Genomic DNA, 15,354 nt, shown 5'->3' with positions numbered 1-15,354 from the left:
CAAAGTGGTGCTTTCTTGTAGGACCTTATTTACACATATCTACTTCTAAAGCTGTTACCGGCCACCAGAAGAAGCCGTCTTTTTCTAAAAGCTCATCCGCCTCTTTCGGTCCCGTGGTCCCGGATTGATAATTAGGAAAGTTTTCAGCCTTCGTGTTTTCCCAAACTGCCGAAATTTTATCAACAAAACTCCAAGAATAGGCCACTTCATCCCAATGGGTAAAATTCGTGGCATCGCCTCGCATACAATCGTAAAGAAGCTTCTCATAGCCTTCAGGAGTATTCATCGCATGGATGCCGGTATTGGCAAAGCTCATTCTTACTTCCTGAGCATCTAAGTGTCCGCCTGCTTTTTTTGCGTTTAGATGTAATGTAATTCCCTCTTCAGGTTGAATATGAATTACAAGGAGATTTGGGTTTAACATTTTTTCCGTTTGATAATATAAATTCATCGGAATATCTTTAAATTGAACGACAATTTTGGTCGATTTTGTTGACATCCGTTTCCCTGTCCGAATGTAGAATGGAACACCAGCCCAGCGGAAATTATCAATCATGATTTTACCAGCAACAAAGGTTTCTGTATTTGATTCTTTGTCCACCATCGTCTCATCACGATAAGCAGGTACTTGAACATCCTCAACCGTACCCTCACCGTATTGGCCGCGTACAAAATAATCATTTACCTTTTCTCCCTCAACCGACCGAAGTGCACGAAATACACGAACTTTTTCGGAACGAATTTCATCGGTGGAGAGGTTGATTGGTGGTTCCATCGCAAGCAAGGCTACCATTTGCATCATGTGGTTTTGAAGCATATCTCTAAGGGCGCCGCTTGTTTCATAATAACGGCCCCGTTCTTCAACCCCGAGTACTTCACTAGAGGTAATTTGAATATTTGAAATATAACGATTATTCCAAAGCGGTTCAAATATAGCATTGGCGAATCGTATTACTTCTATATTCCGCACCATTTCTTTTCCTAAATAATGATCGATACGATATACTTCTTTTTCTTTAAATGCACTTCTAATTTGTCTATTTAACTCGATGGCAGATTCTAAGTCATGTCCGAATGGTTTCTCAATGACGAGGCGTTTATAACCTTTTACCTCTGTAAGTTTGTCTGATTTTAAGTGCAAAGCAATCGTTCCGAAAAATTCAGGAGCCATGGCAAGGTAAAAGATACGATTGCCTTCTAAATGATAGTTTTGATCAATCTCATCCGCTAAATTTTTTAACAATGCGTAAGAGTTGGAATCACTAACATCATGCGATTGATAGTAAAAATGCGAGATAAAATCATCAATCTTATCTTTATTTCCTAAGGCTGAGATGACCGAATCTTTGACTGAATGCTGAAATTCATCATTGGATAGCGATCTTCTTGCCACCCCAATCACCGCAAATTTAGTTAATTTTCCTTTCTCAAATAACCGGTAAAGGGAAGGAAACAACTTCCGTTTTGCTAAATCACCAGTTGCACCAAAAATCATAATTAATGAAGTCATGTTTCCAGTTTGCTCCAAAGTAAATACCTCTTTTCTTTTTATGTAAAAATGCATAATAACCTTATGTTCATAATGTTTGATTTTATCTCATTCGACTAGACTTCGCAAAAATAATACAACGAAATTAGACAATTTCTTTTATTTTTTACATAATAATTCCTGATATTCACTTTTCACTAGCTGTCCTTGGAGGGGAAAATTATATCTGTTTGTGCTATATTATCAATATTGGAAACAAATGAACGGAATTTGAGAGGAGTTTATTATTGTGGATATCTTTTTCCTAGGAACAGGGGCTGGAATGCCGGCAAAACTCCGCAATGTCACGTCTATTGCACTGAAATTGCTTGAGGAGCGGGGGGCGGTTTGGTTATTTGATGCCGGTGAGGCTACACAGCATCAAATTTTGCATACTTCCATAAAACCACGGCGAATAGAAAAAATCTTTATTACGCACCTTCACGGTGATCATATCTACGGGCTGCCAGGATTATTATCGAGCCGCTCTTTTCAAGGCGGGGAATCAGAAGTAACAGTTTATGGCCCCAAAGGGATAAAAGACTATATTCATGTCAGCCTATCGATAAGCCAGACTTATTTGAAATATCCTTTAGTTGTTATTGAAATCGAAGAGGGAATTATTTTTGAAGATGAGCAGTTTATGGTGGAATCCCGCCGGCTCGATCACGGTATTCCTTCCTATGGGTATCGGATAGTAGAAAAGGACAGGCCTGGAACATTACTTGCTGATAAATTGAAAGAAGCAGGGGTCCAGCCGGGGCCAATCTTTAGAAAAATTAAAAATGGTGAAGCTGTAACCCTCGATGATGGCAGGAAGATTGATCCAACTGAGTTTCTTGGTCCGGAACAGAAGGGGAGAATCGTTACGATTTTAGGTGATACCCGCTACTGTGAAAATGCAATTTCATTGGCTAAGCATGCCGATCTTTTGGTCCATGAAGCGACTTTTTCTGCTAACGAGGACAAGCTGGCCCATGACTATTTTCATTCAACCACACATCAGGCTGCAGATGTTGCAAAGAAGGCCGGTTGTAAGCTGTTATGTCTAACCCACATAAGCTCACGTTATGATCGAAATGCTTGGCAAGAACTAGTGGATGAGGCGAAGGAAGTATTTCCGAATACGGATATTGCTGAGGATTTTAAAGAAATAAACCTGCCACTTAAGTAATATAAAAACGCACTTACCAAAATAGGTAAGTGCGTTTGATTTAAACAGTTCAAATCCAGCCGCGTTCGTATGGCTTAGGTCCTTCGATACTTACATCAAGTTCATTGGCTGCAGTCCGCGGCCAATATGGATCGCGAAGTAATTCACGAGCTAAGAAGACTAAATCCGCTCTTTCATTTTGTAAAATTTCCTCCGCTTGAATCCCTGTAGTAATTAACCCTACGGCGCCTGTGGGAATACTAGCACCATTCTTAATGGTTTCGGAGTATTTTACTTGGTATCCAGGATATGCGTCAATATGGGCAGGGACAACCGCACCAGAACTTACATCGATTAAATCGACACCTTGTTCTTTCATCCATTGACTATAAGTTATGTAATCATTTGGAGTTAACCCTTCTTCGTGGTAATCATGTGCGGAAACCCTCACAAATAATGGACCTTCCCAGACGGTTTTCACTGCATCAATCACTTCACGAAGGAATCTGTAGCGGTTCTCAGCAGAACCACCGTATTCGTCGGCTCTTTTATTGGATAGCGGCGAAAGAAATTCATTGATAAGATACCCATGAGCGCCATGGATTTCAATCACATCGAAACCGGCTTTTCCTGCACGCTCCGCACCTTTTTTAAATGCTTCGACTGTTTCTTCAATATCTGTTTTGGACATTTCCTTTGGTGTTTTCATTTTTTCATTAAAAGCTAGTGCAGAAGGGGCAAGAATTTCACCTTCTAATACGGCTTTCCTGCCGGCATGGGCGAGCTGAATCCCAGTCTTAGCACCATGCTCTTTCATTTGACCAACAAGCTCAGTAAAGCCTTCAACATGCTCATCGCTCCAGATACCTAAATCTCTAGGTGAAATCCTTCCTTGGGGTGTTACTGATGTTGCTTCCACAATGATCAGACCAACCTGACCGACGGCTCTGGTTGTATAGTGAGTGCGATGCCAGTTTTGTATATGGCCATCTTCGTTATGGCTCGAATACATGCACATCGGTGCCATGACAATCCGATTTTTAAGTGTGATTCCCTTTATGGTATAGGGGGAAAATAGTTTTACTGCCATTTTAGAAGCCTCCCGAATTCATTAATAAACATTCCTTTTTTAGTATAGCAAAAGGAATGTTTTATTGAAAAAATCCAGTTTCTACTCTTTTTCCCGGAGTTCGCTTAACCGATAGGTGGTTCCTCTCCAAACAATACCGCCGCGCTTAAAGGTTAGAAGGCTTGCCCGGATAATCGAATAAATAAACAGCATGGCTGTTATTGGCAATACCAAAAACATGAGCGGGGAGAATAAGGTTAATTTTTTTATGACCATTACATAAAGTATTCCGCTCAGCATTATATTTCCGAAGGATAATAGGGCAACCGTCTTGTTACCGGAAAAAATCATCACAAAGGGCAGAACGTTGGTGATAAAAACCCCGAGAATCGCAAAAATCACCATGCTGATTCGGTAGTGTAATCCGGCAAATGTATTCTTTTCTAGGCCGATGAAAGCTTCCTTTAAACTTCCATACCATTCTACTTCGATTAAATGTAATGCAGTCACGATACTTTGTCGATAACCAGCCTTTTTCATCTTCATCCCGAGCTGCAAGTCATCATCCGGGCGCATTTTTATTCTTTCATGTGTTCCAAAAGACTCATAAGCTTCTTTTAAAACAAGATTAAAAGCGCCGATACCTGTTCCAATCTTTGATTTGGGGTTGTTGGCCAACCACGGACGTTTGAAATATGAAAAGCCAAACAGGAAAAAGGCAACAAATGATTTTAACCAAAACCGTTTTGCGCTTAAGTTTGGCGCTGCAGTTAGGTGATCCAAGTTATTCCTGTCAAAATAATGGAGAGCTTTTGCGAATGCTTGTTTTTCAAATTGTATGTCAGCATCGGTAAACAATAGCCATCTACCTGAAGCCTGACATACACCCATGTATAAGGCGTTATTCTTCCCAAGCCAGCCCTTTGGTAATTTCTCAATATGGATGACCTTTACGCGCGGGTCTCTTTTTGTTAATTCCTCCATGATAGTACCTGTGGCATCAGTGGACCGATCATTGACGAGAATCCATTCCACATTTTTGTAGGTTTGCTCTAACTGGCTGAGGATGCTTGCAGCAATCTGCTTTTCCTCATTACGGGCAGCCACCACTACAGACAACAATGATCCTTGCTCTAAGCCTTCTTCTTTTTCTAATGGATCTATTTTTCGCAAACCAATCATTCCGTCAATAAGAAAGATAATCCAGACTAGAATTCCTAATGAAAATAAGATCGTTAGCATGCATGACACTTCCCTAGCCTTTTTTACTAGTTTAATGTAATAAAGGCAAAAATCCAATTTAGGAAGGTTGGTCGGCAGTTTGAAGCTTAGTACTTAATTCAGTTCCCATTTTTTTAGATTGGGCCGTTGCCGCTTTGATACAAGAAATGAAAGCTTCTTGGACCCCATGTTCCTCAAGCACTCGAATCCCAGCTTCTGTTGTTCCGCCAGGGCTTGTTACGTCTTTACGCAGCTGGGTAGAGGATTTACTTGAGTTTTTGACCATTTCTGCTGCACCAAGAAGTGTTTGAACAATCAATTCACTGGCCATATCTTTTTCAAGACCTACTTCAACGGCACTTTTCTCCATTGCTTCAATTAGATAATAAATATAGGCGGGACCACTCCCGGAAAGTCCAGTTACGGCATCTAACTGTTCTTCTTCCACAACGGAAGCCAAGCCGACGGTTCCAAATAAGGTTTTTGTTGTTTCTAACTGCTGCTCGGTAACACGATGGTTCACGGCAACAGCAGTGGCCGATTTTCCAACAGCTGCCGAGGTATTTGGCATGGACCTTACAATCGCAAGTGGGATTCTTGCCAATGTTTCAATGGTATCCATGGATACACCTGCTAAGACAGAGACGACGAGCATATCCTCAGTTAAGTGTTCACGAATCGATTGAATGGCAGTCGCGACGTCCTTTGGTTTCATGGCTAACATCACAATGTCTGTTTGATCGAACAGTTCATTCAAATTATAAGTCGTTCGAATACCATAACGTGTTTCTAAGGTAGCTAATCTTTCTTGATTAGAATTGTTTGTAATCCAAATATTTTTTTTATCAATAAAACCATTTTCAAGAATTCCTGAAATGAATGCTTCAGCCATCGATCCTGCGCCAATAATTGCGATTTTTTTCATGTATATTCCTCCTTTTTATTCTCCTAAATAAAACAAAAAGACCCCTCATCCGTAAAGGACGAAAGGTCTAGCTTCCGTGGTACCACCTTCATTTACCCTTGCTTAAATTTTAAGAAGGGTTCACTCGAATCCGATAACGCCGGATGTGCGTTAGGTTTTCCTAAGTGCTCCTAAGGTAGGTTCAATGATTAAGAGGGCGGTGAAGTCTTTCAGCCGTCGAACTTCACTCTCTTTCGCCATTTCTCATTTACTGGCCTTATTCATCGCTTTAGCGAATCAAATTTTTACTAGATTATGCAAGATAAACAACCCATCTGTCAATAGATAAATTTAGTGAATTTTTTATTTTTTCTAAAAAATTATGCAGAAATAATGACAATTGGTTAAAAAGTCGCTACACTTTAGTATATATAATAAATGTCACATAATGTTCATATCTATATCAATGGATTCTTTATTCGAAAATAATGATAAGGGGATTTAGGAATGACAAAATGGAAAGACGGAATTGCAAAAATTACGGTACCGACTCCTTTTGCGGTCGGGGATGTCAATGTTTATTTGATTAAAGGCGAGCGATTAACACTTGTTGATGCTGGAGTAAAAACGGAACAGTCTTGGGAGTCACTTAAAGTTCAAATGGGGGATTTAGGCTTAAGTCCTGCTGATATCGAGCAGGTGATTCTAACGCATCATCACCCTGATCATGTTGGTATGCTTGATTTTTTTCCGGACTCCTTAGAAGTATATGGTCATCAACTGAATGAACGATGGATTCATCCCACTGAAGTCTTTTTTCAAGAGCAAGAAGAATTTTTCCGTGTGCATTTTCTAGAGTTCGGTCTGCCTGAGGAATATTTTCCTTTGCTTTCAGATTTAAGAAAAACATTGAAATATTCTTGCAACCGCTCATTGACTGGACATCTTGTTGAGGGAATGAGACCTCCTGGGCTACATGAATGGCAGGTCATTGAAACACCGGGTCATGCCCAAAGCCACATTGCCCTCTACCGGGAAAAGGATGGAATTTTAATTGGCGGAGATTTGATTTTAGCACATATTTCTCCCAATCCATTGTTAGAGCCTCCAGCCCCTGGTGAAACAAAAAGACCGAAGCCACTGTTGCAGCATAATGACTCGATGAAGAAGCTGCTTTCATATCCCATTCAATGTGTCTACACTGGTCATGGGGAGGAAGTTTATAAGTTAGCAGAGTTGGTTGATAAACGATTGGTGCGGCAGCACGAGCGGGCCATGACGGTTCATAGCTGGTTAAAAGAAGAAGAGTTGACCGTATTTGAAATTTGTAAACGCTTGTTTCCGACTGTTTACCAGCGTGAACTGATGCTGACCATTTCCGAAACCGTCGCACAACTTGACTATTTATCATCTATTGGGGAGATTAGTAGTAAGGGGACGAATCCTGTTCTTTTTCAGGCTAAAATTTAGCCTTGGAATCAACTCAGATGAGGTGTAGAAATGGTTAGGGAACAATTAAAAGGTAAAAATATCGTGATAACTGGTGCATCAGGAGGGATTGGAGCGGAAATCGCCAAGCTTTGTGCTTCTAGCGGTGCCAATCTTGTGCTATTAGCCCGAAGTATTAGTAAGCTCGAGCAATTGCGAATGGATCTTGAGCAAAAGCATCCCGTTAAAGTAGATGTTTATCAGTTGGATGTGTCGGATACAGCTGAGATAAAGAAGGTTTTTCAACGGATTTTCGATACAATCGGGGATATTGATATCCTTGTTAATAATGCCGGCTTTGGAGTCTTCCGTGAAGCCCACTTGGCGACATTGGATGAAATTAAAGGCATGTTTGATGTCAATGTGGTTGGGCTGATGGCCTGTACAAGCATGGTGCTGCCGAAAATGCGTGAAAGGCGTTTTGGCCATATTATTAATATTGCCTCCCAAGCTGGGAAAATTGCCACACCTAAATCGAGTGTCTATTCAGCCTCAAAGCATGCGGTTCTTGGTTACACAAACTCACTGCGGATGGAATTAGCAGATTTTAATGTACTTGTGACCTCCGTGAATCCTGGCCCAATCGCTACCAATTTTTTTAATATTGCCGACGAAAAAGGCACCTATGTTAAAAATGTCCAGAGATTTATGCTCAAGCCCGAGTATGTCGCCGAGAAGGTCGTGGACAGCATGCTGACGAAAACAAGGGAGATCAATTTGCCGCGTTGGATGAATATGGGGAGCGTTGTGTACGTACTCTTCCCTCGGTTGTTTGAGCGGATTGGCAGACGCGCTTTTAATCAGAAATAGGAATTATGTGAAGCCTCTTTTTCAGGGGCTTTTTTTATTTTGATCATTAGCCTGTTAAAAATTCATACACCGTATCATTGATGACCTCATATAAGTTTGCAGTTGGTTCGTCCTCTTTTAATTGGAAAATTCGCTTCGTGAGCACCTCCAAATCCTTTTCTCCAATAGGCATGGAGTCCGCTTCGTAATACTGTTTAAAACAATTTTTTATCATCTTTACGACTAGTTTTTTATCCATAACAAGCACCTCACACACATTATACTATTTTTTATCCGACTTCCATAAACGAAATAGTGTCAAAAAATTTCCATTGAATACGAACGCATATTCGCTTATGATAGTGAATATACTAAAAAGGAACAAACGTTCGATATTTAAGTTGTGAGGGATTAGTCATGGTGGATTACAGCGTACTGCCGCAAAATAAAATTTTATGTGTGGACATGAAGAGTTTTTATGCCAGTTGTTCGGCTGTCATGCACGGCCTTGACCCAATGGAATGTTATTTAGCTGTTGTCGGTCAAAAAGAGCGGCAGGGAAGTATTGTCCTTGCTGCTTCGCCGCGGATGAAAAAAGAATTTGGCATCAAAACGGGTTCCCGGATGTTCGAGATTCCTAAAGACCCTAGGATTCAAATTGTTGAGCCCAAAATGGCAACGTATTTGCGCATTGCCACAGAAATTTCCCGTGTATTTAACCGCTATGTTCCAAAAGAAGCCATCCATGTCTATAGCGTCGATGAAAGCTTTATTAAAGTGGATGGTGCGATGCAGTTGTGGGGGGATGCCCGCACGATCGCCCAAAAAATAAAGAATGATATCGAACGGGAGTTTCAGTTGCCATGTGCTGTTGGAATTGGCCCGAACATGCTACTGTCGAAGCTATGTCTTGACCTTGATGCCAAGAAAAAAGGAGTGGCCGAGTGGACGTATGAAGATGTCCAAACCAAGCTTTGGAATGTGTCGCCGCTTAGAGAAATGTGGGGGATCGGCAGGCGCGTGGAAAAAACATTAAATGGGATGGGCATTTTTACTGTCGGTCAGCTCGCCCGCTATGATTTAGAAACGTTGGAAAAGAAATTTGGCATCATGGGAAACCAGCTTTATTATCATGCCTGGGGTGTTGATCTCTCTGAATTGGGTGCACCGCTTATTCAAGGGCAGATTAGCTTTGGGAAAAGTCAAATTCTGTTAAGGGACTATAAAGAGGAAGCGGAAATTAAGACGGTCATTTTAGAAATGTGTGAGGAAGTAGCAAGGCGGGCACGGACGCATCGAAAGGCAGGGAGAACGATTAGTCTCGGAGTTGGCTATAGCCAGGACGAATTTGGCGGCGGTTTTCATCGCTCGAGAACGATTGGACAGCCAACAAATGTGACGATGGAGCTTTATCGTGTTTGTCTTGAATTATTTCATGAGCATTATACCGGAAAGACAGTACGGCAGATTTCGATTGCCATCAGCAATATTGTTGATGACCTCGAGCTCCAGCTTGACCTTTTCGACATGGGTGCCTATAAGCGGCGTGAGCTGGGCTATGTGGTAGATACGGTGCGTAGACGCTTTGGCTCAGGTTCCTTATTGCGCGCTGTTTCTTATACCGCTGCCGGAACTGCTAAGCACCGGGCTACACTTGTCGGCGGACATAAAAGATAGGAAAGAAGGAGAGGCGTATGATTCGTGATCGAGGAAGGATCAAATGGACATCGATGATGCTTCCTGAGCACGTGAAACTACTCAGGGATTGGGTGAAGGAAGACCGGTATGAACAGAAACGAGAAATGGATGAACAGCAGCTGGAATTGATGAACGAGATTTTGTCCGAAGCGATTGAATATGATCAATATGTTACCATCACCCATTACCGGAATCGGAACTATGAAATCGTGATTGGCAAAATCCATTACTGGGACGAACTGACCCAACGGCTTCATGTGCTGAACCGCTTTGAAGAAGTGCACCGGATTCCGATGGATACCATTGCTGACATTCGGCTGACAGAATTATAGAAAGAGCGGCTTCGTATTATGAAGCCGCTCTGTTTGTTCTTATTCTTCTTTAGGCAGCCGCACCTGGGATTGAAATTTTCCTTTATGTGAGCCGTCGCAAAATGGTTTGTTATTGGACAAACCACAGCGGCAGAGGGAAAAGGATGGCTTTGTTGTATAGACGTTGCCCTCGCCATCTAATAATTCCACATCACCTGTAATTCTCAGTGACCCGTTATCGTTTACTTTGATTTGTGTTTTTGACATGAAAAGCACCCCTTTATTTTAAATTCCTAATAATTATGAGATTAAATGGAATAGAAGGAAAAATCAACTAAATCCATAAGCAAAGAAGAAACAACTTTACCAAACCTGTGGTACAATCACCATATGCTAAAAAAGAGGGGAGCAATAAACTTGGAGATAACTATAACTACAGCGGCAGCTGAAAAAATAAATGAGAGAATTAATGATCGAGAAGGGTACTTAAAATTAAAATACGATACCGACGGCTGTGGTTGTGCCGTAAATGGGGTAGTGGCTTTGTGGTTTATCCCGGAATTAGAAACTACTGATATCGCGATTGAGACAAATGAGCGACCGATTTATGTAGAAAAATCAAAAACTGTTTTTTTCGATGAGCAAATGAAAATTGATTTTTCCCCTACGGCTAATTGCTTTCAACTAAAAAGCCCGCAGCAAATCCTAAATGGCCATATGAGTTTAATAATCAAAGAAAAAACAGACTGATCCATTTTGGACAGTCTGTTTTAGTTTGGCAACGCATGGTCAACATACTTTTGTAAAAATTCATCAATCACTCGTTCATAATCAGCCCGGTTTTCGTTAAATGACTGGGCATGGCGACCGTTAGCCGCTAAATAGAGCATTTTAGGCCCCTTTTTTTGCTCAAATAAATCCTTTGTCATGGTCGGGAGAATAAAATCATCCTTTTGGCTGTGTATAAACAAAATTGGATGTTTGATATTTTCAATAACCGAAATCGGCGATACATTTCGAATCGAATATTTGTCTCGGAGTCGTAAAAGTGCATCACCGATTGGCAATAAAAGACTAGGGACGAGCTTAAAATCCTTTTTAATTAAATAGGCAAGCTGCTCCTTAAAATCCGAAAATGGACAATCAGCAATATAAAAATCAGCCCCGTCCTCAAGAAGCCCAGCATATAGAAGCATGGTAGCGGCCCCCATCGATTCACCGTGAATACCGAGTTCAAGCTGAGGTCCTTTTTCTTTTTTGAGCCAATCGACGACAGTTTTTAAATCAAATTTTTCATAATGACCAAAGCTTGTGGTTTTGCCGCCGGATTCCCCGTGGCGGCGATGGTCATAAATTAACGTATTAAACCCTCGCGCTAAAAACAGATTCGCGTATTTAATCGAATTAATTTTCGTTTCGGTCACACCATGAGAAATAATAATATAACGATTGGTCTGGTGCGGTTCAACAAGAAGAGCTTTAATCATATAACCAAAAGGGGAAGGAATATCAATCTCCCGCTTCGGCAGGGACTCAAATTCCTCGGGATTATACCTGCCTGCCTCTTTCTCCCGTCGTAAAATTAAATCCTCATCCTTCTTTTTCATATACATGAGACGGTTTGTAAAATACAAACCAAGAGATAACCAGAAAAACAACAAGACGAACAAGGTTCGGAAAGCCTTCTTCATTAATGGCACCTCCCGTAGTATTTATATTAACATATGTAAAATAAGCACCCAGCGCCCATAAATTAACAGTTTTTATTTTAGCATAGAAAAAGCCGCTGACACCAACGAGCGGCTTTTTGAGTTTGGCTGTGCTATTCTCGGATGTTGATTTGCGCTTCAGGCGCGTGCGGTTGGCGGTTACTAACCGCCTCCTCGGTGCATAGCGACTGTGAGGTTTCCACAGTAATCCCGCAGGAGTCTCGCGCTTTTCCTCTCCAATCAACATGGCTAAAATATCAGCAATAACTATTGACACAGCCTTGAGTTTAAAAGTTATGATTGCTCTGAGTTTTGCCTTTTGGTAGGGTGGATGGCTTTTTCGACTTCTTCAGCGGCCATCACCCGCTGTCCTCCACCTGCAGTTTCAGCATAGTTTTTTCCCTTTTGACTGGAACCTTTATCGCGTTTTTGGCTCAAAATAATCAGTCTCCCTTCAAGTTAGTCTCAATTAATAAGATGCATTAGTAGTAGAATGATTATTCACTGAAAGTAAATTTAAACAGTTTGCACATGCAGGCGATAGTATCCGCTTTCAATTTGTCTGGAAAGATGAGGGCGTACGACTTCAATTGCATCAATCAACTTATTCAAATCAACCCCGGTATCAATCCCCATCCGTTCAAGCATATAAACCACGTCCTCTGTTGCTACATTTCCAGAAGCACCAGGTGCAAATGGACAACCGCCAAGCCCGCCGGCAGAGGTATCGAATCGGTCGATTCCTGCCTGGAGAGAGGCAAAAATGTTCGCAAGGGCGAGCTTTCGTGTGTCATGATAATGGGCAGTTAAGAGTGTATGAGGAAAAAGACTTTTCAATTGGGAAAACAAAGCAAAGCACTCATCTGGAGCTGCCATCCCGATAGTATCGGCAACGCTTAATTCATCAACACCTGCGTCAACAAATTCTTGGCAAAGCTTTATCGTATCACTCTCATTGATTTTTCCCTCATAAGGACAATAAAAGGCGGTAGAAATGCAGGCCCGGACAAAATAATTCTTCTCTTTTAATTCAGAAATGATTGGTACAAGTTCCGTCATACTATCCTTTGTTGTTTTATTAATATTTTTAAGATTAAAGCTATTGCTGACGCCAACAAATACAGCAACAGCTTGACAATTGGTAGAGTATACTCTGTCAATCCCTCTACGGTTCGGTGCTAGAACAATATTTCTGGAATCAGCATCAAGGCAGTCGGCTGCTATTTCAGCGGCATCGCTCATTTGAGGCACCCATTTTGGTGATACAAACGACGTGAGTTCCATTTCTTGAATACCAGCTTTCCTTAATTCTTCGATAAATTGTTTTTTTATAACAGTTGGTACAAATAACTTTTCATTCTGCAGTCCATCCCGAGGGCCGACCTCGATGATCGTGACCTTTTTAGGTAAATTTAGCATTCATTTTCCACCTCCGATAATCATACTTTCATTGTAGTGGTGTTAATTTCAAAAAAGCAAGAATAATAGAAATTTTGACAAAATAAAAGGATTTTTTCGTATTTTACTAGAAATAATAAAGGAAAAAAGGATGAAGGAGGGAAAACAGAATGAAGAAAATTTGTACATCCTTCCAGGAGGCAGTTGCCGATATTCATGATGGGGCTACCCTGATGGTTGGTGGATTTGGGTTGTGCGGAATACCGGAAAATCTGATTCTGGCCTTAGCAGAAAAAGGCGTGAAGGATTTAACGGTCATTTCAAATAACTGTGGGATTGATGAGTGGGGGTTAGGATTGCTCCTAAATAATAAACAAATCAAAAAGATGATTGGATCCTATGTAGGTGAAAATAAAGAGTTTGAGAGACAGGTTTTAACTGGTGAACTAGAGGTAGAATTAACGCCTCAGGGCACACTCGCTGAAAAAATTAGGGCAGGTGGGGCTGGGATTCCGGCATTTTATACACCTGCCGGAGTAGGAACTCCAATTGCCGAGGGGAAAGAAACGAAGATTTTTAACGGGAGAGAATACCTGCTAGAAGAGGCACTAACGGCCGATTTTAGTCTTGTGAGGGCGTGGAAGGGTGACAAAATGGGAAATCTTGTTTACCACAAAACGGCACGAAATTTTAATCCGATGATTGCGGCGGCTGGGAAAGTAACGATTGCAGAAGTGGAAGCGCTTTATGAAATTGGTGGATTAGATGCTAATTTTATTCATACTCCAAGTATCTATGTCCAAACAATCATCGAAGGAACACAGGAAAAACGAATTGAGAGATTGACAGTGAGCAAATAGTTTTGGGGAAGGGAGAGAGTACAATGGTGAATGAAAAAGTCTCTGTCAGAGAGAGAATTGCAATCAGGGCAGAGAAGGAAATTGAAAATGGCTTTTATGTAAACCTAGGCATTGGTATGCCAACCTTGGTTGCCAATTATATGTCAGCTAATAAACAAGTGGTATTGCAATCTGAAAATGGACTTCTTGGCATCGGGCCTTATCCAGGTGCGGACGAGGTGGATCCTGATTTAATCAATGCTGGTAAAGAGACTGTTACGGCGATAAGTGGTGCCGCCTATTTCGATAGCGCCGAATCGTTTGCGATGATCCGGGGCGGCCATGTCAATTTGGCGATCCTTGGTGGAATGGAAGTATCCGAAACTGGCGATTTAGCGAATTGGATGATTCCAGGAAAGATGATTAAAGGCATGGGCGGTGCGATGGATCTTGTTCATGGAGCTCAAAAAATAATTGTAATCATGGAGCATGTAAATAAAAAAGGTGAATCAAAAATATTGAAAGAGTGCACGCTGCCTCTTACAGGTAAAGGGGTAGTCAATCGGATTATCACTGAGCGCGCAGTCATGGATGTTACAGATACGGGTCTAAGGCTTGTGGAAGTCGCCAAAGGATTTACGATTGAGGAAGTTGTCAACTCTACGGAAGCCGCATTATCAGTGGACGAAAATGTGAAAATTGAAGCTTATTAAACCATGTAAGGGCAGGCAGAAAAATAAAGCCTGCTTTTTTCTGTGGGCATTTTTGATGACATGATATAATATAAATGAATTTTGACAACGGAGGATTTTGAATGAAAAAGCAAAACAGACAAAAAAATCAATCGAAACCCAAAAAAGATGATTCAGCGGTCACGCTTGGCGATATGATCAATCCCAATTTATTTAAACAATTAAAAGAACAACAGGAACAGCTGAAAGCAGCAGATGAAAAAAGAAAAGAAGAAGAAGAACAAAGAAAGCGGGAAGAAAGAAGATTAAAAGAAAAAAACAAATCCTTTGAAGAACTATTAAATGAAAGCGGCATGAATTGGAAGGAATTTAAATAAAAGACTGTGTTAAAGGTTAATTTTGATTTTGGCACTCTGTTGATTGAAGTGGAAGGCGCGAAGACTCCTGTGGGAGTACGGGGCAGGGGAGACCCCGCAGGCGCTGAAAGCGAAGCGCCTGGAACGGAAATCAACAGACTAGTTTAAAACAGCCAAATAAGAAATGATAAAAAGGAGA

The 15,354-nt window shown here is 41.2% G+C and carries 20 protein-coding genes; 10 read left to right on the top strand and 10 right to left on the bottom strand.

The features are described 5' to 3' along the window. Positions 1 to 25: 25 nt before the first annotated feature. Positions 26 to 1,495, bottom strand: coding sequence for a glucose-6-phosphate dehydrogenase (zwf, locus tag BR30_RS0104750; RefSeq protein WP_035445068.1), 1,470 nt, complete (start codon positions 1,493 to 1,495; stop codon positions 26 to 28). 283 nt (positions 1,496 to 1,778) lie between these two features. On the opposite strand from zwf, the gene rnz reads away from it, so the two are divergent. Then, positions 1,779 to 2,702 (top strand): ribonuclease Z, encoded by a 924-nt coding sequence (rnz, locus tag BR30_RS0104745; protein ID WP_026564017.1) that lies wholly within the window; start codon positions 1,779 to 1,781, stop codon positions 2,700 to 2,702. A gap of 49 nt (positions 2,703 to 2,751) precedes the next feature. On the opposite strand, the gene namA is transcribed toward rnz, so the two are convergent. The 3 genes from namA to proC form a co-directional block, all read right to left on the bottom strand. Further along, a complete protein-coding gene (gene namA, locus BR30_RS0104740) occupies positions 2,752 to 3,771 on the bottom strand; it encodes an NADPH dehydrogenase NamA (protein ID WP_026564016.1) in 1,020 nt (339 codons plus the stop codon). 81 nt (positions 3,772 to 3,852) lie between these two features. Continuing rightward, positions 3,853 to 4,992 (bottom strand): glycosyltransferase family 2 protein, encoded by a 1,140-nt coding sequence (locus tag BR30_RS0104735; RefSeq protein ID WP_026564015.1) that lies wholly within the window; start codon positions 4,990 to 4,992, stop codon positions 3,853 to 3,855. 58 nt (positions 4,993 to 5,050) lie between these two features. Then, entirely contained in the window at positions 5,051 to 5,896 is an 846-nt protein-coding gene (gene proC, locus BR30_RS0104730) for a pyrroline-5-carboxylate reductase (RefSeq protein WP_026564014.1), read from the bottom strand. Between the two features lie 486 nt (positions 5,897 to 6,382). Here proC and BR30_RS0104725 point away from each other — a divergent pair, with 486 nt between their 5' ends. Beyond that, the gene (locus BR30_RS0104725; protein WP_026564013.1) at positions 6,383 to 7,345 is read left to right on the top strand and encodes an MBL fold metallo-hydrolase; all 963 of its coding nucleotides are present in this window, start codon (positions 6,383 to 6,385) and stop codon (positions 7,343 to 7,345) included. Positions 7,346 to 7,375: 30 nt separating this feature from the next. Then, positions 7,376 to 8,173: an SDR family NAD(P)-dependent oxidoreductase gene (locus tag BR30_RS0104720; protein ID WP_026564012.1), complete on the top strand. Its 798-nt coding sequence runs from the start codon at positions 7,376 to 7,378 to the stop codon at positions 8,171 to 8,173. A gap of 46 nt (positions 8,174 to 8,219) precedes the next feature. Here BR30_RS0104720 and BR30_RS0104715 read toward each other — a convergent pair whose 3' ends face one another. Further along, entirely contained in the window at positions 8,220 to 8,411 is a 192-nt protein-coding gene (locus tag BR30_RS0104715; RefSeq protein WP_026564011.1) for a YqzH family protein, read from the bottom strand. Between the two features lie 158 nt (positions 8,412 to 8,569). Here BR30_RS0104715 and BR30_RS0104710 point away from each other — a divergent pair, with 158 nt between their 5' ends. Continuing rightward, positions 8,570 to 9,829, top strand: a complete 1,260-nt coding sequence (locus BR30_RS0104710) for a Y-family DNA polymerase (RefSeq protein WP_026564010.1) — start codon at positions 8,570 to 8,572, stop codon at positions 9,827 to 9,829. Positions 9,830 to 9,846: 17 nt separating this feature from the next. Next, entirely contained in the window at positions 9,847 to 10,182 is a 336-nt protein-coding gene (locus BR30_RS0104705; RefSeq protein ID WP_026564009.1) for a YolD-like family protein, read from the top strand. Between the two features lie 39 nt (positions 10,183 to 10,221). On the opposite strand, the gene BR30_RS0104700 is transcribed toward BR30_RS0104705, so the two are convergent. Further along, complete coding sequence (locus tag BR30_RS0104700) at positions 10,222 to 10,428, bottom strand: CDGSH iron-sulfur domain-containing protein (protein WP_026564008.1); 207 nt, start codon at positions 10,426 to 10,428, stop codon at positions 10,222 to 10,224. Between the two features lie 150 nt (positions 10,429 to 10,578). Between BR30_RS0104700 and BR30_RS0104695 the strand changes: the two genes are divergently transcribed. Next, on the top strand, positions 10,579 to 10,911 hold the full coding sequence (locus BR30_RS0104695; protein WP_026564007.1) for an iron-sulfur cluster biosynthesis family protein: 333 nt from the start codon (positions 10,579 to 10,581) through the stop codon (positions 10,909 to 10,911). Between the two features lie 20 nt (positions 10,912 to 10,931). Here the strand turns inward: BR30_RS0104695 and BR30_RS0104690 are convergent, their stop codons facing one another. From BR30_RS0104690 to BR30_RS0104680, 4 genes are all read right to left on the bottom strand, one after another. Then, complete coding sequence (locus tag BR30_RS0104690) at positions 10,932 to 11,852, bottom strand: alpha/beta hydrolase (RefSeq protein ID WP_026564006.1); 921 nt, start codon at positions 11,850 to 11,852, stop codon at positions 10,932 to 10,934. Next, a complete protein-coding gene (locus BR30_RS37670; RefSeq protein WP_155928431.1) occupies positions 11,752 to 12,147 on the bottom strand; it encodes a hypothetical protein in 396 nt (131 codons plus the stop codon). Before BR30_RS37670 ends, BR30_RS0104690 begins: the two co-directional genes overlap by 101 nt. A 17-nt stretch (positions 12,148 to 12,164) precedes the next feature. After that, entirely contained in the window at positions 12,165 to 12,308 is a 144-nt protein-coding gene (locus BR30_RS37255) for a hypothetical protein (protein WP_197032290.1), read from the bottom strand. 78 nt (positions 12,309 to 12,386) lie between these two features. Beyond that, positions 12,387 to 13,289 carry a hydroxymethylglutaryl-CoA lyase gene (locus tag BR30_RS0104680; RefSeq protein WP_026564005.1) on the bottom strand — a complete coding sequence of 301 codons (903 nt, stop codon included), beginning with the start codon at positions 13,287 to 13,289 and terminating at the stop codon, positions 12,387 to 12,389. A 149-nt stretch (positions 13,290 to 13,438) separates the two neighbouring features. Between BR30_RS0104680 and BR30_RS0104675 the strand changes: the two genes are divergently transcribed. The 4 genes from BR30_RS0104675 (at position 13,439) to BR30_RS37665 (ending at position 15,323) form a co-directional block, all read left to right on the top strand. After that, positions 13,439 to 14,128, top strand: coding sequence for a CoA transferase subunit A (locus BR30_RS0104675; RefSeq protein WP_026564004.1), 690 nt, complete (start codon positions 13,439 to 13,441; stop codon positions 14,126 to 14,128). A gap of 23 nt (positions 14,129 to 14,151) precedes the next feature. Next, positions 14,152 to 14,820 carry a 3-oxoacid CoA-transferase subunit B gene (locus BR30_RS0104670; protein WP_026564003.1) on the top strand — a complete coding sequence of 223 codons (669 nt, stop codon included), beginning with the start codon at positions 14,152 to 14,154 and terminating at the stop codon, positions 14,818 to 14,820. 101 nt (positions 14,821 to 14,921) lie between these two features. Then, complete coding sequence (locus BR30_RS0104665) at positions 14,922 to 15,176, top strand: YqkE family protein (RefSeq protein WP_026564002.1); 255 nt, start codon at positions 14,922 to 14,924, stop codon at positions 15,174 to 15,176. 6 nt (positions 15,177 to 15,182) lie between these two features. After that, positions 15,183 to 15,323: a hypothetical protein gene (locus tag BR30_RS37665; RefSeq protein ID WP_155928429.1), complete on the top strand. Its 141-nt coding sequence runs from the start codon at positions 15,183 to 15,185 to the stop codon at positions 15,321 to 15,323. Positions 15,324 to 15,354: the final 31 nt, after the last annotated feature.

The sequence above is a fragment of the Bacillus sp. UNC41MFS5 genome (assembly GCF_000686805.1).
Note: the sequence above shows the minus strand (reverse complement) of the source record. Positions and strands in the feature narration are given on the sequence as shown.